This is a genomic window from Shimia sp., assembly GCF_022448905.1.
In the GTDB taxonomy this organism is placed as follows: Bacteria; Pseudomonadota; Alphaproteobacteria; order Rhodobacterales; family Rhodobacteraceae; genus Shimia.
In genome coordinates this window covers 84,555-104,787 of sequence record NZ_JAKVCW010000010.1, presented here as the reverse complement: position 1 = coordinate 104,787, position 20,233 = coordinate 84,555, and the positions used below count along the sequence as shown (strand labels likewise).

24 protein-coding genes are annotated in these 20,233 nt (G+C 58.0%); all 24 read right to left on the bottom strand.

Going from position 1 to position 20,233, the window contains the following annotated elements:
* Positions 1–4: 4 nt before the first annotated feature.
* Entirely contained in the window at positions 5–310 is a 306-nt protein-coding gene (gene nuoK / locus MK208_RS13580) for an NADH-quinone oxidoreductase subunit NuoK (protein ID WP_294117387.1), read from the bottom strand.
* Positions 311–347: 37 nt separating this feature from the next.
* Positions 348–956 carry an NADH-quinone oxidoreductase subunit J gene (locus MK208_RS13575; RefSeq protein ID WP_294117386.1) on the bottom strand — a complete coding sequence of 203 codons (609 nt, stop codon included), beginning with the start codon at positions 954–956 and terminating at the stop codon, positions 348–350.
* Complete coding sequence (locus MK208_RS13570; RefSeq protein ID WP_294117384.1) at positions 953–1,360, bottom strand: carboxymuconolactone decarboxylase family protein; 408 nt, start codon at positions 1,358–1,360, stop codon at positions 953–955. The genes MK208_RS13575 and MK208_RS13570 overlap by 4 nt, the downstream gene beginning before the upstream one ends.
* Positions 1,361–1,377: 17 nt before the next feature.
* A complete protein-coding gene (gene nuoI, locus MK208_RS13565; protein WP_294117382.1) occupies positions 1,378–1,872 on the bottom strand; it encodes an NADH-quinone oxidoreductase subunit NuoI in 495 nt (164 codons plus the stop codon).
* Position 1,873: 1 nt separating this feature from the next.
* A complete protein-coding gene (gene nuoH / locus MK208_RS13560; protein WP_294117380.1) occupies positions 1,874–2,914 on the bottom strand; it encodes an NADH-quinone oxidoreductase subunit NuoH in 1,041 nt (346 codons plus the stop codon).
* Positions 2,915–2,920: 6 nt separating this feature from the next.
* Positions 2,921–3,250, bottom strand: a complete 330-nt coding sequence (locus MK208_RS13555; RefSeq protein ID WP_294117534.1) for a hypothetical protein — start codon at positions 3,248–3,250, stop codon at positions 2,921–2,923.
* A 96-nt stretch (positions 3,251–3,346) separates the two neighbouring features.
* Positions 3,347–5,359, bottom strand: coding sequence for an NADH-quinone oxidoreductase subunit NuoG (gene nuoG, locus MK208_RS13550; RefSeq protein WP_294117379.1), 2,013 nt, complete (start codon positions 5,357–5,359; stop codon positions 3,347–3,349).
* Positions 5,360–5,362: 3 nt separating this feature from the next.
* A complete protein-coding gene (locus tag MK208_RS13545) occupies positions 5,363–5,767 on the bottom strand; it encodes a DUF5333 domain-containing protein (RefSeq protein WP_294117378.1) in 405 nt (134 codons plus the stop codon).
* 103 nt (positions 5,768–5,870) lie between these two features.
* A complete protein-coding gene (locus MK208_RS13540; protein ID WP_294117376.1) occupies positions 5,871–6,254 on the bottom strand; it encodes a hypothetical protein in 384 nt (127 codons plus the stop codon).
* Between the two features lie 9 nt (positions 6,255–6,263).
* A complete protein-coding gene (gene nuoF, locus MK208_RS13535) occupies positions 6,264–7,562 on the bottom strand; it encodes an NADH-quinone oxidoreductase subunit NuoF (RefSeq protein WP_294117375.1) in 1,299 nt (432 codons plus the stop codon).
* A gap of 4 nt (positions 7,563–7,566) precedes the next feature.
* Positions 7,567–7,794: a DUF5337 domain-containing protein gene (locus tag MK208_RS13530; protein ID WP_294117373.1), complete on the bottom strand. Its 228-nt coding sequence runs from the start codon at positions 7,792–7,794 to the stop codon at positions 7,567–7,569.
* 3 nt (positions 7,795–7,797) lie between these two features.
* Positions 7,798–8,952, bottom strand: a complete 1,155-nt coding sequence (locus tag MK208_RS13525; protein ID WP_294117372.1) for an NADH-quinone oxidoreductase subunit E — start codon at positions 8,950–8,952, stop codon at positions 7,798–7,800.
* Positions 8,952–9,224 (bottom strand): hypothetical protein, encoded by a 273-nt coding sequence (locus MK208_RS13520; RefSeq protein WP_294117368.1) that lies wholly within the window; start codon positions 9,222–9,224, stop codon positions 8,952–8,954. Before MK208_RS13520 ends, MK208_RS13525 begins: the two co-directional genes overlap by 1 nt.
* Positions 9,221–10,444 carry an NADH-quinone oxidoreductase subunit D gene (locus MK208_RS13515; protein WP_294117365.1) on the bottom strand — a complete coding sequence of 408 codons (1,224 nt, stop codon included), beginning with the start codon at positions 10,442–10,444 and terminating at the stop codon, positions 9,221–9,223. The genes MK208_RS13520 and MK208_RS13515 overlap by 4 nt, the downstream gene beginning before the upstream one ends.
* On the bottom strand, positions 10,444–11,049 hold the full coding sequence (locus tag MK208_RS13510; protein ID WP_294117363.1) for an NADH-quinone oxidoreductase subunit C: 606 nt from the start codon (positions 11,047–11,049) through the stop codon (positions 10,444–10,446). Before MK208_RS13510 ends, MK208_RS13515 begins: the two co-directional genes overlap by 1 nt.
* Positions 11,046–11,579 (bottom strand): NADH-quinone oxidoreductase subunit B, encoded by a 534-nt coding sequence (locus tag MK208_RS13505; protein ID WP_164644800.1) that lies wholly within the window; start codon positions 11,577–11,579, stop codon positions 11,046–11,048. Before MK208_RS13505 ends, MK208_RS13510 begins: the two co-directional genes overlap by 4 nt.
* On the bottom strand, positions 11,570–11,935 hold the full coding sequence (locus tag MK208_RS13500) for an NADH-quinone oxidoreductase subunit A (RefSeq protein WP_283427194.1): 366 nt from the start codon (positions 11,933–11,935) through the stop codon (positions 11,570–11,572). Before MK208_RS13500 ends, MK208_RS13505 begins: the two co-directional genes overlap by 10 nt.
* A gap of 401 nt (positions 11,936–12,336) precedes the next feature.
* Positions 12,337–13,122 carry a crotonase/enoyl-CoA hydratase family protein gene (locus MK208_RS13495; protein ID WP_294117348.1) on the bottom strand — a complete coding sequence of 262 codons (786 nt, stop codon included), beginning with the start codon at positions 13,120–13,122 and terminating at the stop codon, positions 12,337–12,339.
* A gap of 11 nt (positions 13,123–13,133) precedes the next feature.
* Positions 13,134–13,997, bottom strand: coding sequence for a hydroxymethylglutaryl-CoA lyase (locus MK208_RS13490; RefSeq protein ID WP_294117345.1), 864 nt, complete (start codon positions 13,995–13,997; stop codon positions 13,134–13,136).
* Positions 13,998–13,999: 2 nt separating this feature from the next.
* Positions 14,000–14,671: a glutathione S-transferase family protein gene (locus MK208_RS13485; protein WP_294117343.1), complete on the bottom strand. Its 672-nt coding sequence runs from the start codon at positions 14,669–14,671 to the stop codon at positions 14,000–14,002.
* Positions 14,668–16,617, bottom strand: a complete 1,950-nt coding sequence (locus tag MK208_RS13480; RefSeq protein WP_294117341.1) for an acetyl/propionyl/methylcrotonyl-CoA carboxylase subunit alpha — start codon at positions 16,615–16,617, stop codon at positions 14,668–14,670. Before MK208_RS13480 ends, MK208_RS13485 begins: the two co-directional genes overlap by 4 nt.
* 81 nt (positions 16,618–16,698) lie before the next feature.
* Entirely contained in the window at positions 16,699–18,306 is a 1,608-nt protein-coding gene (locus MK208_RS13475) for a carboxyl transferase domain-containing protein (protein WP_294117339.1), read from the bottom strand.
* A gap of 39 nt (positions 18,307–18,345) precedes the next feature.
* Positions 18,346–18,852, bottom strand: a complete 507-nt coding sequence (locus MK208_RS13470) for a lysozyme inhibitor LprI family protein (protein WP_294117336.1) — start codon at positions 18,850–18,852, stop codon at positions 18,346–18,348.
* A gap of 95 nt (positions 18,853–18,947) precedes the next feature.
* Entirely contained in the window at positions 18,948–20,111 is a 1,164-nt protein-coding gene (locus tag MK208_RS13465; protein WP_294117335.1) for an isovaleryl-CoA dehydrogenase, read from the bottom strand.
* Positions 20,112–20,233 lie beyond the last annotated feature (122 nt).

Genomic DNA, 20,233 nt, shown 5'->3' with positions numbered 1-20,233 from the left:
TCGCTTAGCCTTTCATCACGTTGACGTCTTCGACCGCGATGGTGCCACGGTTCCGGAAGAAAGAGACCAGGATCGCCAGGCCGATGGCGGCTTCTGCGGCGGCCACGGTCATCACGAAGAGCGCAAAGACCTGGCCGGTGAGGTCACCTAGGTAAGACGAAAATGCCACCAGGTTGATGTTCACAGACAGCAGGATGAGTTCGATCGACATCAACAGGATGATGATGTTCTTCCGGTTCAGGAAGAGGCCGAAAATGCCGATGACGAAAAGCATTGCCGCCACGCCTAGGTAGTGTTCCAAACCAATCATATTTGGTCCCTCGGTTCTTTTTTCTCTTCCGGCGGGCTTAGAGCCCCTGCCCCGGTTTTACGTCTTTCAATTCCATCGCATCAGCTGGGTCACGCCACATTTGCTCCAGCACATTCTGCCGCTTCACGTCCTTGCGGTGACGCAGGGTCAGCACAATTGCGCCGATCATCGCGACCAGCAGGATCAGGCCGGACAGTTGGAAAAGCAGGAAGTACTGATCGTAAAGGATCAGACCCAGCGCTGCGGTGTTGTGAGTGTCGGTTGGTGTTGGGGCTGCGCGCAGGCTTTGCGCTGTGTCGGAAAACTCCCAAGGTCCAAACACCATGCCAAGTTGCATAAGGAGGATGGCACCGATCATCAACGACAGCGGCAGGTATTGCGCCATGCCTGCTTTAAGCTCGGCAAAGTCCACATCCAGCATCATCACCACAAAGAGGAAGAGCACCGCCACTGCGCCCACATAAACGATGATCAAAAGCATAGCCACAAACTCGGCCCCAAGCAGCACGAAGAGCCCGGCAGAGCTCAAAAACGCCAGGATGAGCCAGAGCACGGAGTGCACCGGGTTGCGGCTGATCACAGTGAAAAACCCACCGGTGATCACGCAGATCGAAAACAGCCAAAACGCATATGCCGCGATGGTCATGTGTCACTTCCCTCTTGTTCCGCCAAAACCTCTTGCACCAATTCCATGGCGCGGGTGGTGGCGGGAATACCGGCGAACATCGACATCTGGCCGATGGTCTCCACGATTTCCTGTTTTGTGGCTCCAACTTCCACCAGATGGCGGAGTGTGAGCCGGATTTGTGCATCGCCTTGCGCGCCCAGCATGGTGAGCGCACCCAGTGTCAGCAGCAGGCGGGTTTTGGCATCCAAGCCGCCTTTGTTCATTGTGTTGCCAAAGAACATCTCCATGACGTCTTTGGGCATGGTGGGCCAGAGCGCCTCAAACCCTTTGGGCGTAAAGCTTTCCAGCGCAGGATTGAAGGCTTTCGCCATCTCCTGATACTGGGCGAACATCGCCTCATATGGGTTTTTGCTGTCGCTCATGGTCCTGGGTTCCTTGATCAGCGGTACGGCGCGTCAATTTCGAGGTTGCGCGCGATTTCGGCCTCCCAACGGGCGCCGTTTTCAAGCAGCTTTTCTTTGTCGTAGAACAGCTCTTCGCGGGTCTCGGTGGCAAACTCAAAGTTTGGACCTTCGACAATCGCGTCCACCGGGCAGGCTTCCTGGCAGAAGCCGCAGTAGATGCATTTGGTCATGTCGATGTCATAGCGCGTGGTGCGGCGGGAGCCATCTTCGCGCGGTTCGGCGTCAATGGTGATCGCCTGTGCCGGACAAATCGCTTCACAGAGCTTGCAGGCAATACAACGCTCTTCGCCATTGGGGTAGCGACGCAGGGCGTGTTCGCCACGGAAGCGTGGGGACAGCGGGCCTTTTTCGTGTGGGTAGTTCACGGTGGCCTTGGGTTTGAAGAAGTACTTCATGCCCAGTTTGAAACCGCCCAAAAAGTCCTTCAGCAGGAAGTAGCCGGCGGCGCGTTTGTAGTCGATTGCCGTCATATCAGCCTCCGATGGCCCAGCGGGCATAGGCACCGCCGAAGAGTTCGAATTTTGCGAGGAACGCCACCAGAACAACCCAAGCAAGGGACAGCGGCAGGAAGACTTTCCAACCAATGCGCATCAACTGGTCGTAGCGGTAGCGTGGGGAGATGGCTTTCACCATCGAGAAGATAAAGAAAACGAAGCAGATCTTCAGCAGCATCCACAGGATACCGTCTGGCAGACCCGGGATCGGGGAGAGCCAACCGCCCAAGAACAGCAGCGACACCAGAGCACACATCAGCACGATGGCCACATACTCACCGATCATGAACAACAGGAACGGGGTGGAGGAGTATTCCACCTGATAGCCTGCCACCAGTTCGGATTCCGCTTCAGGAAGGTCAAACGGTGGGCGGTTGGTTTCCGCCATCGCCGAGATCAGGAAGAGGAACATCATCGGGAAGTGTGGCAGCCAATACCAGCTGAAGATACCGTATTTGCCGTCCTGTGCGTTCACGATGTCGCCGAAGTTCATCGAACCGGTGGTGATGATCACCCCAATTATGATCAGGCCCAGCGACACTTCGTAGGAAATCATCTGTGCAGCGGAGCGCAGTGAACCCAAGAAAGGGTATTTGGAGTTGGACGCCCATCCGCCCATGATCACGCCGTAGACTTCCAGAGAACTCACCGCCATCACGTAGAGGATCGCAACGTTGATGTCAGAGACCACCCAGTCGTCGTTAAATGGGATCACGGCCCAAGCGATCAGCGCCATGACCAGGCTGATCATCGGCGCGAGCAGGAAGACCACTTTGTCCGAACCCGCCGGATAGACGATCTCTTTCACCGCATATTTGATGAAGTCGGCAAAGCTTTGCAGCAGACCAAATGCGCCCACAACGTTTGGACCGCGACGCAGCTGTACTGCTGCCCAGACCTTACGGTCGGCGTAAAGCAGGAATGCCAGTGCCACCAAAAGCGGCACGACAACCGCCAGCACCTGTCCCAATGTCAGGAGCGTGATGCCAAGGTATGTGGTGGTAAAGAATTCAGTCATGGGTCCTCACACCGTAGGTATTCCGTTGTCTTCGCAGTTCGCGACAATGACTTCGGCGTCGATTGTCTTGAGCCCACGGGGCAGTGCGGCGGAGATGGTGTAAACCGCATCTCCTGACCACAGGTCGCCCTGATTGTCTGTTGTTGTGCGCACATGCCGGGCAAAGCCAAAGCCGCGAATGAGCGCGTATTGTGCTGCTGCGCATTCCGCGTAGGCATGCACATCTTTTTCGTCCCGCGCGCCGGTCATGGCGACGTGGAAATTCACCAGGTCGCCTTCCAGAAGGCGGGTGTCCACACCCGCGTACTTCGGTTCAAATGCCATATCCTCACGCATCACCCCTGCCTCAGGCTGTGGGGTGCAAGCTGAGAGCGCGGCCAAAGCGACCGTGGCAAGAAGATTATGAGGGCGCCTGTTGGTCATTCTATTGGCTTATTCCGCAGCAATTGGGGCAGCGTCGCGTGACTTGGCGGCGGCAGAGAGTTCTGCCATCAGCGAGCTGGCGCGTGCGATTGGATTTGTCAGATAGAAGTCGGTGATGGTCGCAGAGAAGCGGCCGTTTTTGAGCGCGATTGGGTCAATCGGCTGCCATTCGTTTTCGACAACCTGATCGATCTGTTTCAAATGAGGAACCGCAGCCACCAGCTCCTGACGCAACTGCGCGAGGCTGTCATAGGCCAGCGGCGCGCCGAGCTCAGCGCTCAGTGCCCGCAGGATCGCCCAGTTCTCCTTGGCTTGGCCCGGAGCAAAACCGGCGCGCATGGACAGCTGTGGGCGGCCTTCGGTGTTCACAAACAGGCCATTTTCTTCGGTGTAGGCCGCCGCGGGCAGGATCACATCTGCACGGTGAGCACCGCGATCACCGTGGCTGCCCTGATAGATCACAATTGGACCTTCGGCGATTTCAACTTCGTCCGCACCCAGGTTGAAGACCACTTCCGCGCCCTCAAGCGCCTTGGTCATGCCGCCGTCAGTCACAGCCCCCACATCCAATGCGCCCACGCGGGAGGCGGCAGTGTGCAGGACCATCATCTTGCCGCCAAGCTTTTCGGTCGCCGCCATACACTGGCTGAGCACCGCCACGGCATCGCCCTCGCCAAGCGCACCTTGGCCGACAATCACCACCACATCGTCTTTTGGCTTGGCTGTGGCAACCAGCTTGGCCAGCGGTGCACGACCGGGGCCAGCCACGGCGTAGTCATAGGTCAGGTCCATGTCGGACTGGCCAATCACGGTGACATTAGCGCCTTTGGTCCACGCTTTGCGGATACGCGCGTTCAACACTGGCGCCTCATCGCGGGGGTTGGTGCCAATCAGATAGATTTCTTTGGCAGTGTCGATGTCTTCAATGGAGGCGTTGCCCACATAGGCGGAGCGGTTGTCAGAAGGCAGTGGTGCGCCGTTGGTGCGGCATTCGATGGAGCCATCGAGACCTTCAACCAACTGCTTGAGCGCAAAAATTGCTTCGGTTGGGGCCAGATCCCCAACCAAGGCAGCCACTTTCCGGGTCTTCATCACGCCGGCAACGGCGGACAAGGCCTCTGCCCAGGTTGCGGGCTTCAACTTGCCGTCTTCGCGCACGTAGGGCTGATCCAGCCGCTGGCGACGCAGGCCGTCCCAAACAAAGCGTGTTTTGTCAGAAATCCACTCTTCGTTCACACCATCGTGGTTGCGCGGCAGGATGCGCATCACTTCGCGCCCTTTGGTGTCCACGCGGATGTTGGAGCCAAGCGCGTCCATCACATCGATGGTTTCGGTTTTGGTCAATTCCCAAGGACGGGCGGTGAAGCTATAGGGCTTGGAGGTCAGTGCGCCAACCGGGCACAGGTCTATGATGTTGCCCTGTAGGTTGCTGTCCAGAGTCTGGTTCAGATAGCTGGTAATTTCTGCGTCTTCGCCGCGACCGGTCTGGCCCATTTGGGTGATGCCCGCCACCTCGGTGGTGAAACGCACACAGCGGGTGCAAGAAATACAACGTGTCATGGTGGTGGACACCAGCGGGCCAAGGTCCAGATCATCAACGGCGCGTTTTGGCTCTTTGAAACGGTTTTCGCTGATGCCATAGGCCATAGCTTGGTCTTGCAGATCGCACTCGCCGCCCTGATCGCAGATCGGGCAATCCAGCGGGTGATTGATCAGCATAAACTCCATCACGCCTTCTCGCGCTTTTTTCACCATTGGCGAGTTGGTTTTCACAACCGGGGGCTGTCCTTCTGGACCAGGGCGCAGGTCACGCACCTGCATCGCGCAGGAAGCGGCTGGCTTGGGCGGGCCGCCGACAACTTCAACAAGACACATGCGGCAGTTGCCGGCAATCGAGAGACGCTCATGGTAGCAGAACCGCGGGATTTCCACGCCTGCTTCTTCGCAGGCCTGGATCAGGGTCATTGCGCCCTCTACCTCGACTTCGGTCTCGTCGATGATGATCTTGCGGAGGTCAGACATCGCTTATTTCGCCCTCAAATACACGCCGATCGCGCTGTTTCGTTCGATTTCCGCGCGTCCCAGCGCACAGACAGATTCCTGATTGTCCAAAGAGACGCCTTTGTGCTTCAGAAAAGCCTCGCCGCGCGCGCGCATGCGAGCTTTCTCTTCGTCCGATTTGATGAATGCTTTGATTTCATCGTCGGTATAGCCAAGTTTGCGCGCCTTGCGCACAAGCCCCCAGCCATCTGCTGCGCCTTTGAGCTTTCGAGGCTCAAGGGTGTCGCAGTGTTCGCTGAGCTCGTAAGCCACAAGCGCCCAATACAAGGGATCGTTGATCTCTTTCACTTCACGCAGAGGCGGCTTGGCGACAGCTGCCGTGCTCAAAACAAGAGTTGCGGCCACAAAAACAGAGGTCAGGCGGATCATTTACTCACTCCTTTAGCAACGGCAAAGACACCCTTTGCCAAGGAGGACAGAGTCAAAAGCTCCTGTGATAGGCAATAACAGCCAAGATATGTCGGATAACCGATCACGGGCGGCAGTATCCTTCGAGCCTGATTTTGTCGTCCACCGGAATGATGGTTTCTGTTTCCGGGCCAATCACCCAGTCCATTTTAGATGTGCCGTATTCCTTGATGCAGTATTTCACCGCTTCATAGCCACCGGCCTGACGCGCGCCGTCCAGGCTTTGGTTGGCACGGGAGACGATCACTTCAAAGTGGTCGCGTTCTTCTTTGGAGACCTGATTGGCTTTGGCTTTGTACTCAAAGCCTTCAAAGGCGATGCGTTCACGCTTGCTTTTAAAGCTTGCACGCCAGTTGCCGCTACAGCCTGAAAGTGCCGTGGCTGCAATAAGCAACCCGACAATGATGGCTGGCGTCTTCCGCTGGCAAATGAACGTCGTCTTGAGCATTCTTCGTATTTACTCCGCTGCAAAGGCGCCCATGCGCCCGGTTTGGTTGGCTTTGATCCGGTCTTCGATTTCCTCACGGAAATTGCGGATCAAACCCTGGATAGGCCACGCAGCCGCGTCACCCAAAGCACAGATTGTGTGGCCTTCGACCTGTTTGGTCACATCCCACAGCATATCAATTTCTTCGATCTCTGCTTCGCCGCGTACCAATCGATCCATCACGCGCATCATCCAGCCAGTACCTTCGCGGCACGGGGTACATTGGCCACAGCTTTCGTGTTTGTAGAATTTGGACAGGCGCCAGATCGCTTTGATGATATCGGTCTGCTTGTCCATAACAATCACTGCCGCGGTGCCAAGACCGGAGCCCAGGTCGTTGCGCAGGTAGTCAAAGTCCATGACCGCGTCGCGCATGTTTTCGCCACGCACACATGGCACGGACGAGCCGCCAGGGATCACGGCCAACAGGTTGTCCCAACCGCCACGGATGCCGCCACAGTGTTTTTCGATCAGCTCTTCGAAAGAGATCGACATCTCCTCTTCAACAACACAGGGGTTGTGCACGTGACCGGAAATGCCAAACAGCTTGGTGCCGGCGTTGTTTGGGCGGCCAAAGCCTGCAAACCACTCGCCACCACGGCGCAGGATCGTCGGCACAACCGCAATCGACTCCACGTTGTTCACAGTGGTCGGGCAGCCATAGAGACCTGCCCCCGCCGGGAACGGTGGTTTCATTCGGGGCATGCCTTTTTTGCCCTCAAGGCTCTCCAGCAGTGCAGTTTCTTCGCCGCAGATATAGGCACCCGCGCCGTGGTGCAGGAAGAGGTCAAAGTCCCAACCAGAGCCCGCTGCGTTTTTGCCAAGCAGACCTGCGTCATAGGCTTCGTCAATCGCCGTCTGAAGCGCTTCGCGCTCGCGGATGTATTCACCGCGGATGTAGATGTAGCAGGTGTGCGCGTTCATTGCGAAAGAGGCGATCAAGGCCCCTTCGATCAGCGTGTGCGGATCGTGGCGCATGATTTCACGGTCTTTACAGGTGCCGGGCTCGGATTCATCGGCGTTGATCACCAGATAGGCCGGGCGACCGTCGCTTTCCTTGGGCATGAAGGACCACTTCAGACCAGTAGGGAAGCCCGCGCCACCACGACCACGCAGGCCGGACGCCTTCATGGTGTCGATGATCGCATCCCGCCCCTGTTGGATCATTTTGGCGGTGCCATCCCAATGACCGCGCGCTTTCGCGCCAGCCAATGTACGGTCATGCATGCCGTAGAGGTTGGTAAAGATACGGTCTTGATCTTTGAGCATCCCGTTACCCTTTATCTGCCTGACGCGCGCGCCAAATTCTAAAAATCAGCACAAAGGCGAACACAAAGCCCGCCAAGGCTATCAGATCGAGAAGGGCACGTGTGCGTTGCGGCAGCTCCAGCCAGTCCCCGATCAAAATGGCCGCAATCCAGAACAGTCCTGTGCCCGCAATTACAAGCGCCGCGGTGCGGCTTTGCTTGGCAGTGTCCGGTTTCTGATGGTTGGCCTGCATAGATTAGTCCTTGTACACGTCGCCTTTGGCGACTTTCTTGGAGAACTCGGTGTCTTCACCAGCGGCGAGAAGCTTGGCCTGATCAACCCATCCGTCGCGTTCGATACGGCCTTTGAACGACAGCTTGTCGTCCATGTCGGCGATGTCTTCAGCGTTCCAAGCCGCGATTTGAGCAAAGGTTGTCACGCCATTGTCGTGCAGCTTCTTTTCCAGTGCCGGTCCTACACCCTTCAGCTGTTTCAGATCGTCGGCGCCGCCTGCGGCGGGGGCTTTCTTGGCGGCAGGCTTCTTGGCCTTTGGCTTTTCGGCCTTAGTCTCTGCGGTCTCAGCCTTTTTCGTTTTGGGCTTCTCGGCTTTCTTTGCCTCTTCGGCCTGCTTCACAGCGGGTTTCGGCGTGGGCGCGGGCTCAGGTGGCTGACCTTCGGCAGCACGACCGGCAACCACACCGTCTTTGCCGATCCAGGGCGTCAGGATCGGCACTTCAGTGCCATCAATGCGCTTGATGGTGTCGCCGATGTCCGTCGCCAACTGCGCAGACGCGTTGTACTGCGTTTTGCCGCTGTCGTATTCGGTCAGGCTGGTGAGGCCAGACAGAGGTTCAGAGGCGTAACGGCCGTTTTGCGGACCCGGCGTTGGCACTTTGCCCGCGGACATTTCGTCCAGCATCTTGGCGAAGCCGTCTGCGGTCAGGTCCTCGTAGTAGTCTTTGCCGATCTGGGCCATGGGCGCGTTGGTGCAGGCCCCAAGGCATTCAACTTCTTCCCAAGAGAATTTGCCATCCGCAGACAGCTCGTGCGGCTTGTTTGCGATTTTCTCTTTGCAGACCGCCACCAAATCTTCAGCACCACAGATCATGCAGGACGTGGTGCCGCAAATCTGGATGTGGGCGACAGAACCCACCGGTTGCAGTTGGAACATGAAGTAGAAAGACGCCACCTCAAGCACACGGATATAAGCCATGTCGAGCAAATCGGCGACAGCTTCAATCGCGGGCTTAGAGAGCCACCCTTCCTGCTCCTGTGCGCGCCACAAAAGCGGGATCACAGCAGAGGCCTGGCGACCTTCTGGGTATTTGGTGATCTGAGACTCAGCCCAGCTCTGGTTTGCGTCAGTGAAAGCAAAGCTTTCCGGCTGTTCATGATACAAACGGCGCAGCATTATTTGCAGGCCTCCGTATTGAGTTTGAAGGTGCCAGAGTCGATGTCACCCTGCCCTTGTTTTTCCAAATAGCGCAGCGACTTTTCAAAGCTGCGTCCGGTGAAGCCTGCGGGCAGCAGTTCCGCTTTGGCCAGATCACGGGTGATCAAGCAGTCGTTGGCCTCGCCCACCGAAATGATCAGATCGAGCATTTCTTGGGACACAGGCACTTCATCCGCCGCCCAAGCGGGCGCGGCCAGCAAAACGGCTGTGGTCAGTGCAAGCTTTCTCACCGGTCGATCTCCCCGAACACAATGTCCATGGTACCGATGATGGCAGCCACATCGGCGAGCTGATGGCCCGTTGCGATGTGATCCATCGCCTGCAGGTGCAGGTAGCCCGGCGCGCGCAGTTTGGCGCGATATGGCTTGTTGGTGCCATCGGCCACCATGTAGACGCCAAATTCCCCTTTGGGCGCCTCTACAGCGGCATAAACTTCGCCTTCGGGCACATGGAAGCCCTCGGTGTAAAGCTTGAAGTGGTGGATCAGGCTTTCCATCGAGGTTTTCATATCGCCGCGTTTGGGAGGGGTCAGCTTGCCCCGTGACAGCACGTCGCCGGTGGCTTCGCGCAGCTTATGGATCGCCTGTCGCATAATCGACAGCGACTGGCGCATTTCTTCCATGCGCATCAGGTAGCGGTCGTAACAGTCGCCGTTTTTGCCAACAGGGATCTGGAACTCAAACTCGTCGTAGCACTCATAAGGCTGGGCGCGGCGCAGGTCCCATGCGAGGCCCGCCGAGCGCGCCATCACGCCGGACATGCCGAACTGCAGCACTTCGTCTTCGTTCACCACGCCAATGTCGACGTTACGCTGTTTGAAGACGCGGTTTTCGGTCAGCAACCCGTCGATGTCGTCGATCACTTCCGGGAACTCAATGGCCCATTCTTCGATGTCGTCCACCAGTTGATCTGGCAAATCCTGGTGCACACCGCCCGGGCGGAAGTAGTTGGCGTGCAGACGTGCGCCACAGGCACGTTCATAAAACACCATCAGCTTTTCGCGCTCTTCAAAGCCCCACAGCGGCGGGGTCAGCGCGCCAACGTCCATCGCCTGTGTGGTGATGTTCATCAGGTGGTTCAGAATGCGGCCGATTTCGCAGAACAGCACGCGAATGAGCTGCGCACGACGGGGCACCTCGGTGCCGGTCAGTTTTTCAATGGCCAAGCACCAAGCGTGTTCCTGGTTCATCGGCGCCACATAGTCGAGGCGGTCGAGATACGGCAGGTTTTGCAGATAGGTGCGGCTTTCCATCAGCTTTTCGGTGCCACGATGCAGCAGGCCAACGTGCGGATCGCAACGTTCTACGATTTCGCCGTCCAGTTCGAGCACAAGACGTAGCACGCCGTGGGCCGCAGGGTGCTGAGGACCGAAGTTGATGTTGAAGTTGCGGATCTGCTGTTCGCCGCTCAGCGCATCCACGCTGCCGTCATCAAATTTGGAGCCGTCCATCATTTCGCGTCCCCTTTTTCGTCACCGGGCAGGATGTAGTTGGCACCTTCCCATGGCGACATGAAATCAAACTGGCGGTAGTCCTGCGTCAGTTGCACAGGCTCGTAAACCACGCGTTTTTGCACTTCATCATAGCGCACTTCGGTGTAACCGGTGGTCGGGAAATCCTTACGCAGCGGATGTCCGCGAAAACCGTAGTCCGTCAGCAGGCGGCGTAGGTCCGGGTGGTCGGAGAAGATGATGCCGAACATGTCAAAGACTTCCCGCTCAAACCAGTTGGCGGAGGGGTGCACCGGCACAATCGAGGGCACCATTTCATCTTCGCGCACCGACACGCGCAGGCGCACGCGTTGGTTCTGATACATGCTCAGGAAGTGGTAGACGACGTCAAAGCGCTTGGACCGCTCGGGGTAGTCCACGGCGGTTACGTCCACGAGGGTGGAGAAGCGGCAGGTTGGATCGTTGCGCAGAAACTCCACAAACGGGGCAATATTGGTCGGAGTGACGGTGATGGTCAGCTCGTCAAAGGCCACGTCCCAGCCCAACACACAATCCGGGCGCTTGAGTTCGATGTGGGCGCCAAGTTCTTTCAGGGCTTCGGTCATCGTTCAATGGTCCCCGTGCGGCGAATTTTGCGTTGCAGCTGCAACAGGCCATAGAGCAGTGCTTCTGCTGTGGGCGGGCAGCCTGGCACGTAGATGTCGACCGGCACAATACGGTCACAACCGCGCACAACGGAGTAGCTGTAGTGGTAGTAGCCGCCGCCATTGGCGCAGGAGCCCATGGAGATCACGTAGCGTGGCTCAGGCATCTGGTCGTAGACCTTGCGCAGCGCCGGTGCCATTTTGTTGGTCAGGGTGCCAGCCACAATCATCACGTCGGACTGACGCGGGGAGGCGCGTGGCGCAATGCCAAACCGCTCCGCGTCATAGCGCGGCATGGAAGTGTGCATCATCTCAACCGCGCAGCAGGCCAGACCAAAGGTCATCCAGTGCAAAGAGCCAGTGCGGCCCCAGTTGATCAGGTCTTCGGCGTTGGTCAGCAGGAAGCCTTTGTCCTGCAACTCAGAATTCAGCGCCTGAGTGACCACTTCTTTGTCGACACCCGCGGTGTTTGCACCTGTCATCACTCCCATTCCAAAGCTCCCTTCTTCCACTCATAGGCAAAGCCAATGGTAAGCACGGCGAGGAACACCATCATGGACCAGAAACCAACCATCGAGACGTCCTTGAAGGCCACGGCCCATGGGAATAGGAAGGCAATTTCCAAGTCAAAGATGATGAACAGGATCGACACGAGGTAGAACCGAACGTCAAATTTCATACGCGCGTCATCAAATGCGTTGAAACCACACTCGTACGCCGAGACCTTTTCCGGGTCCGGGTTGCGTACAGCTAAAACAACGGCGGCAAGGATGAAGACAAGGCCGAGGCCGATGGCGACGGCGGCGAAGATGAGGATGGGAAAATATTCCCGAAGCATCTCTTCCATAGGTAGCTCCTTTCATGCACGCCAGTTCGGTGCAGTCAGATGGCTGTATCAACTCCTTGCGGGGTTTACCCCTGCCCCATGGCGGGGTCAATATTTAGCGCAAGTTTTGAACAAGACGTGACATTGGTGTTTTTAACACAAATTCAGTCACTTAACCTGTCTTCAAACCCATGTGCGGCATTAAGCCGGTGTCATTTTTTCCGGCCCACCACTTGAAACAGGACAAATTGACCCTTTGATTCCGCTGCCCTTCGAAACCCTAGAAAATCACTAGGGAAAAGGCCTGCGCACAACAAATGGCTTGGCAACAGCTGCCAATCGCAAAAATCGTGATCTATCGGTAATTTAGAGGTTAACGGCTGTGAAGGCGCAAACACGCCTTCACAGGGCCTGCGTCCAGGTCAAGACGCCCAAGATGGCTTTTGCTTGGCAAAGAAGGCACCAATGCCGTCCTTGGCCTCTTGTCCTTCCCAACAAGCCACCAACTCGCCAATGGTGTGGTCGATCACGTCATCGTCAATCCTTGGCCCCAGCGTCCGGGCAAGTGCCTTGGCACGGGCCACGGCCTGTGGCGCGCAAGCCAAATAGGGCGCGACTTCCGCCTCCACCGCGGCGTCCAGCTCCTCTGCTGGCACCGCTTTGGCCAAGAGCCCCAAGGTGACCGCTTCCGGCGCTTTGAACAGGCGGGCGGACATAAAAACACGGCGGGCCATGGCCTCCCCCATGCGCGACAGAACGTAAGGACCTATAGTGGCAGGGATCAAACCCAGCTTGGTTTCGGTTAACCCCATAGTCAGGCTGTCCACCCCAATGGCCACGTCGCAAACGCTGGCCATGCCAACGCCGCCGCCAAAGGCATTGCCCTGCAACCGACCGATGAGGGGCTTGGGCAGGGTGTTGAGCGCCTGAAGCGCCTCGGCGAGCTTGCGCGCCTCTACAAAACGCGTGTCCGGATCAGCCGCCATCTGCGCCTGCATCCAGCCCAGATCGCCGCCCGCACAGAAGCTTTTGCCGGCCCCAGTCAGCACCACCACGCGCACCGAATTATCCGCGCCCAGCGCCTCGGCAGCCTGCTTTAACTCCACGATCATCGCACCGGACATCGCATTGTGCTTTTCCGGACGGTTCAGAGTGAGCGTGGCAACACCGCGTTTGTCGGTGGTGATGGTGAGGGTTTCGTAAGTCATTATGTTTCCTCTCACTTGGCGTCGACTGCGCGCATGGACCGCGCCATCTTAGCGGCTTGCGCCAGAACCGCTGTATCAAGCCCCGTTTCATAGCCCAGCGCCTTGAGGCGCGCATCCACCGCCTCCGTGGCCACGTTGCCTTTTGCCCCCGGCGCATAAGGGCACCCACCCAAGCCGCCAACGGCGGCATCAAACACCCGGATGCCAAGATCCAGCGACGCCTCGATGTTCGCCAAAGCGCGACCCTCTGTGTCGTGATAATGTCCTGCCAGCTTGTGCGCAGGCACCACCTCCAAGACAGCTTGCAACATCGCAGAGATGCTGTCCGGAGTGCCCTGACCAATGGTGTCACCCAAACTGATCTCATAACAGCCCGCATCAAACAGGTGTTTCGCGACCTCGGCCACTTTCTCTGGCGGCGTGGGGCCATCATAAGGACAATCGGTTATGCAGCTCACATAGCCGCGCACAGGCAGGCCTATGTCTTTTGCCGCTGCCACCACTGGCGCAAAACGGTCCAGGCTCTCTGCGATGGTGGCGTTGATGTTGGCTTTCGAAAAGCCCTCAGAGGCAGAGCCAAATATCGCAATTTCATCCGCCTTGGCGGCAACGGCGCCCTCAAAGCCGCGCATGTTCGGCGTGAGGGCCGCGTAGCTGACGCCTTCGGCACGATTTATACCGGCGAGGACTTCCGCCGAGTCGGCCATTTGCGGCACCCATTTGGGGCTGACAAAGCTGGCCACCTCGATGCGCTTGAAACCCGCTTGCGACAGACAATCCACCAGTGCAATTTTTTCGGATGTCGGAATTTGGCGCTTTTCATTCTGCAGCCCGTCCCGAGGGCCCATTTCGAAAAGCTCAACGTTGTTGGACATGGTCACGCCCCCTGCTCCAGCAAGTCATAGAAGTCTTGCGTGTAAAATTGCTGTACCCCTTCAGCGGCCTGCGCAGCCTGATAGGCCGGACGCGCTTCGATCCGGCGCAGATAGGCCGTGGTCAACGGGTAGCCGTCAAACCGCACATAGCGGCTGGCGCTTTCCAGTGTGAAACCCATCATCACGTCTGCAGCCGAAAACCCGCTCGCCAATAGAAACTGCCGCCCGTCACCCAACGCGCCCTCAACAGCTTTCAAAGCAATTGCCAGCCGTTTGGTTTCGATCCCCATCACAGTGGGGGACTTCATCCAGTCTTTGGGCAGGAACAGATGCTGCATGTTGAGGTTCTGAATGCCCGCCGCGATGGTCTCTGCGTAATGCATCCATTGCAGCCAGTCAGCCCGTTCCTCGCTGCCAACCTCTGGCTTTAAGTCATGCCCCTCACGGGTTTCGCAGAGGTACTGCACGATCGCACCGCTTTCATAGAGCACCCGTCCGTCGATCTCCAAAGCGGGCACACGCCGGGCAGGCGACATGGCTTTGAATGCGGGCTGTTGCAGTGAACCGTCCATGATCTGATACGGCACAATCTCCACCGCTTCGCCCAGCTCATGCAACAGCCAGTTCACGCGAAAGGAGCGGCTGCCCGCAATGGAATGCAGAACCGCGCTCATGCCTCGTCTTCTTCCAGAAGGATCAGGGCGGTGCCATCCTCAACTTGCGCACCCGCGGTGGCCAAAACATCCGCCACGACACCATCGCGCGGTGCAAGCAGAGAATGCTCCATTTTCATGGCTTCCAGAATGGCCAGGCGATCGCCTTCGCGCACCGCTTGGCCGGCTTCTGCAAAAATCGCTTTGACCAGGCCTGGCATCGGTGCGGCAATCACGTTTCCGCCTGCCCCGCCTTCATCTTCTCGATCCAGCGGATCGACCACCGTGAAGCGATAGCCGTTGCCCCAAAACACGGTCAGCTCGTCGCCGTTCTGCGCGGTGCGCGCAGGCACTTTGGTGGTGTCGACCCACCAGCTGCCACCTTTGTAGGTGACGATGTGTTCCGCCTCGCCAACCTGAACGCTGTAGTTGCCTGTACCGTTCACACGCACATCTACGTCGATACGCTCTTCGTTGTGGATCAGGGACACGCTGTGCGTCAGTGGAGACCACAGAACCAGCGTTTCGGCTGGCGCAGATCCACCCAGAGGCCTCAATCCCAAAGCTGTCAGCGCCGCCACCGAGCGCGCCTTGGTGCAGGCCGACGGTTGCACAGCCAGCGCATCAATGTGGCGCTCAATCAAGCCTGTGTCTACGTCACCCGCCACAAAGTTGGGCTGCGCCGCCAGCAACGCCAGAAAGCTCACGTTGGTCACGGTGCCGCCCACATCCGTCCAGCGCAGCGCGCGTTCCAGCTGTTTGAGGGCGATCTCACGGGTTGATCCATGTACCACCAGCTTGGCAATCATCGGGTCGTACCACGGGCTGATGGTGTCCCCGGACCGCACGCCGCTGTCGATCCGAGCCGCTGCCGGGAACTCCAGATGCGAGAGCGTGCCGGTGGCGGGCAGGAAGCCTTTGGGCACATCTTCGGCATAGATACGCGCTTCAAACGAATGTCCGGTGATGGTCAACTCTTCCTGCTGTTTTGGCAGTGGTTCGCCAGACGCGACGCGCAGTTGCCATTCGACCAGATCAACACCAGTGATCGCCTCAGTGACCGGGTGCTCCACCTGCAAGCGGGTGTTCATTTCCATAAACCAGAAGCCGTCTGGGCGAAGACCGTTGGAGCCGTCCACGATAAACTCAATGGTGCCTGCGCCTTTGTAGTTGATCGCCTCAGCCGCACGTACGGCGGCATCCCCCATTGCTGCGCGCATTTCCTCGGTCATACCCGGCGCCGGGGCTTCTTCGATGACTTTCTGGTGGCGGCGTTGCAGAGAACAGTCCCGCTCAAACAGATGCACGGCCTTTTCACCGTCACCAAAGACCTGCACTTCGATGTGGCGTGGGCTGGTAACATATTTTTCGATCAATACATCGGGGTTGCCAAAGGCCGTGGTGGCCTCGCCTTGAGCTGAGGCCAGCGCGTCGGCGAAGTCGGCGGAGTTCTCAACAAGGCGCATACCTTTGCCGCCGCCGCCTGCGACGGCTTTGATCAGCACCGGATAACCGATGACCTCAGCTTGCTCGGTCAAAAACGCGCCGTCCTGATTGTCGCCATGATAGCCCGGCACAACCGGCACATTTGCCTCTTCCATCAGGGCTTTGGCGGCGTCTTTGAGGCCCATAGCACGAATGGCTTTGGCGGAGGGACCAATGAAGGTCAGGCCAGCAGCTTCAACCGCCTCCACAAACTCCGGGTTTTCGGAGAGAAAGCCGTAGCCGGGGTGGATGCCCTGCGCGCCGGTGTCCAGCGCGGCCTGGATGATCACATCGCCTTTGAGATAGCTGTCGGCTGGCGCTGCGCCCCCAATATGCACGGCTTGATCCGCCAGCGCGACATGTTTCGCGGTCGCGTCCGCATCAGAATACACAGCAACGGTTTTCACGCCCATCGCACGGGCAGTTTCCATCACGCGGCAGGCAATCTCGCCACGGTTAGCAATCAGGATTTTTTCAAACATCGGGCGGTCCTTTGTGTTGAGACGTCGGACCGGGGGCTGCCTGCCCCCGGACCCCCGGGGATATTTTGGGCCAAGAGAAGATTATATCCGGAACACGCCGAACTTGGTCTCCTCGATTGGTGCGTTGAGAGAAGCCGTTAGGCTCAGGTGCAGCACGTCGCGGGTTTTGCGTGGGTCGACAATGCCATCGTCCCAGAGGCGTGCTGAAGCGTAGAGCGGGTGGCTTTGTTCTTCGAACATGTCCAGCGTGGGCTGTTTGAAGGCGGCTTCTTCTTCAGCCGACCATTCGCCGCCCTGGCGCTCAATGGCATCGCGCTTAACCGTTGCGAGAACACCCGCTGCCTGTTCGCCACCCATCACGGAAATGCGGCTGTTGGGCCAGCTCCACAGGAACCGCGGAGAGTAAGCGCGACCGGCCATACCGTAGTTGCCTGCGCCAAAGGAACCGCCAACCAGCATGGTGATTTTTGGCACTTTGGTGGTGGCCACTGCGGTCACCATTTTGGCACCGTGGCGCGCGATGCCTTCGGCCTCGTATTTCTTCCCCACCATAAAGCCGGTGATGTTTTGCAGGAACACCAGCGGGATGCCGCGTTGAGAGCACAGCTCGACAAAATGGGCGCCTTTGGCAGCGCTTTCGGAATAGAGCACGCCGTTGTTGGCGATGATGCCGACAGGGCAGCCGTTCACATGAGCAAAGCCACAGACCAGCGTTTCTCCAAAGCGTTTCTTAAATTCATCAAACCGGGATCCGTCTACCACACGTGCGATAACTTCGCGGATGTCATAAGGCGTTCGCAAGCCTCCGGGCACCACGCCAAGAATCTCCTCTGGGTCGTAGGCGGGTTCTTCTGGCGTCTGCCAATCTACGGTCTGTGGCTTGGTGCGGTTGAGATGCTTGAGCGCATCCCGCGCTAGGGCCAATGCATGGGCATCGTCATCTGCCAGATAGTCGGCCACACCGGACAAGCGTGTGTGCACATCGCCGCCACCAAGGTCCTCTGCACTCACAACTTCACCAGTCGCCGCTTTCACCAGCGGCGGGCCTGCGAGGAAGATGGTGCCCTGCTCTTTCACAATGATAGTCACATCAGACATGGCAGGCACATAAGCGCCGCCTGCCGTACAAGAACCCATCACCACGGCGATCTGAGGGATGCCTTTGGCAGACATGTTTGCCTGGTTAAAGAATATGCGGCCAAAGTGATCGCGATCCGGAAAAACCTCGTCTTGTTGCGGCAGGTTGGCGCCGCCACTGTCCACCAGATAGACACACGGCAGATTGTTCTGCTCTGCAATCTCTTGCGCGCGCAGGTGCTTTTTCACAGTCATCGGGTAGTAGGTTCCGCCCTTCACGGTGGCGTCGTTGCACACCACCATGACCTCTTGCCCGTGCACCCGGCCGATCCCGGCCACGACACCGGCACAAGGCGCTGCTCCGTCATACATGCCATGGGCCGCCGTGGCGCCAACTTCCAGAAACGGAGAACCAGGGTCAAGCAAACCTGCCACGCGCCGGCGGGGCAGCATTTTGCCGCGGCTTTCATGACGCGCGCGGGACTTCTCGCCACCGCCCATGCGGGCTGCTTCCGCCACCTGACGCACATCGTCAATCATCTGAAGATGTGCTGCGCGATTGGCGGCGAAATCCTCGGACGAAGTGATCACCTTGGATTGCAACTTACTCATTGTCGTATCCCATTCTTGTGAAAGGCGTGGTGTGTGATCTCACTCCACCAGCCCATCCGCTTCCAGATAGAGCGCCTGTTCGGCGGTCATATACATCAGGCAACTCACCGTGGCCGGGCCACCACCCGTGCCGCCGCCCCAGAGCGAGCGTTCGTAATCACAGGTGGCGTCGCGATAGGCGATCCAGGCGCGTTGCATGTTCTTGAGGGCGTCGCCTTGAGACGGCGCGGCCGAGCCCAGGTCCGCCATTTCTTTGTCTGTGGCCTTCCGTGACGCGCGTACCGCCTTGTAAGCGGCATTGAGACGCTGATCCCAATAGTCCCGCTCCTGATCAAGGCATTGGCTCATGCCGTAGGTGGACCAGCCACCCTCGGTGGTCTCCATGCAGTGATTGGCGGAACTGCCGATACATGTGGTTGGGTCTTGGCTGTCTGTCATTGCCGCCAGGCAGGCTTCGGTAGCGACGGGAGAGAAACCCGGCCCACTCTCCGCGAACGCCGCACTGCCAATGGCCACGCCTGCCGTAAATGCCAAAATCTTCCACATGGTTAAATGCCTTTCAAAACGCTGATTTGCCTTGAGGGTAAGCGAGAAGGGTGTTCCCGCCCAACCCCACAAGGCAAATTGGCGCTTCAGAGCCCTTACGCCTGCGCAGCCATCAGCTCGCGGCCAATCAACATGCGGCGGATCTCGCTGGTGCCCGCGCCGATTTCCATCAGCTTGGCATCGCGGAAGATCCGGCCCACAGGGTTGTCGGACAGGTAGCCTGCGCCACCCATGGCCTGCACCGCTTGGTGCGCTTGGGTCATGGCAACTTCGGAGGCATAGAGGCAGCAAGCCGCAGCATCCTGACGGGTGATCCGGCCTTCGTCACAGGCTTTGGCACATTCATAGACATAGGCGCGCGCGGAGTTCATCGCGGTATACATGTCGGCGATTTTGCCTTGCATCAGTTGGAAGTTGCCAATGGACTGACCAAACTGTTTACGCTCTACCATGTATGGCATGATTTCGTCCAAACAGGCTGCGATGATGCCGGTGCCGATGCCTGCCAGAACAACGCGTTCATAGTCCAGACCGGACATCAGAACCGCGACACCTTTGCCTTCTTCACCGAGGATGTTCTCAAACGGCACTTCAACGTCTTCGAAGATCAGTTCGGCAGTATTGGAACCACGCATACCCAGCTTGTCGAAATGTGGAGAGGTAGAGAACCCCTTCATCTCTTTCTCAATCAGGAAGGCAGTGATGCCGCGTGGACCCGCGTCTGGATCAGTTTTGGCATACACAACCAGTGTGTCTGCGTCTGGGCCGTTGGTGATCCAGTATTTGTTGCCGTTCAACACAAAGCGATCATTGCGCTTTTCTGCGCGCAACTTCATCGACACCACGTCAGACCCTGCGGAGGGTTCGGACATTGCCAGCGCACCAACATGCTCGCCGGAAATCAGGCGCGGCAGATATTTTGCTTTCTGCTCGTCATTGCCGTTGAGTTTGATCTGGTTCACGCAGAGGTTGGAATGCGCGCCATAAGACAGCGACACAGAAGCCGACGCGCGGGCGATCTCTTCGACCGCAATCACATGCGCCAGATAGGACATGCCTGCCCCGCCGTACTCTTCGGGCACGGTCACACCCAGCAGACCCAGATCGCCAAACTCTTTCCAGAGTTCGTTGGGGAATTCATTTTTCAGATCGATGTCCGCAGCCATCGGCTTGATGCGCTCCTGCGCAAAGCGATGCACCATCTCGCGCAACGCGTTGACGTCTTCGCCCAGATCAAAATTCATCGTGTGCATGAACATGGGGCATCTCCTCAGGTTATTGAACAGTTGTTCAATAACTAGACCGAGTCGGAGGCTGGATCAAGAAAATTTCGCGCGCACTGTTCCGCAGCCACGAAAAAGGGCGACATGAAACCATGCCG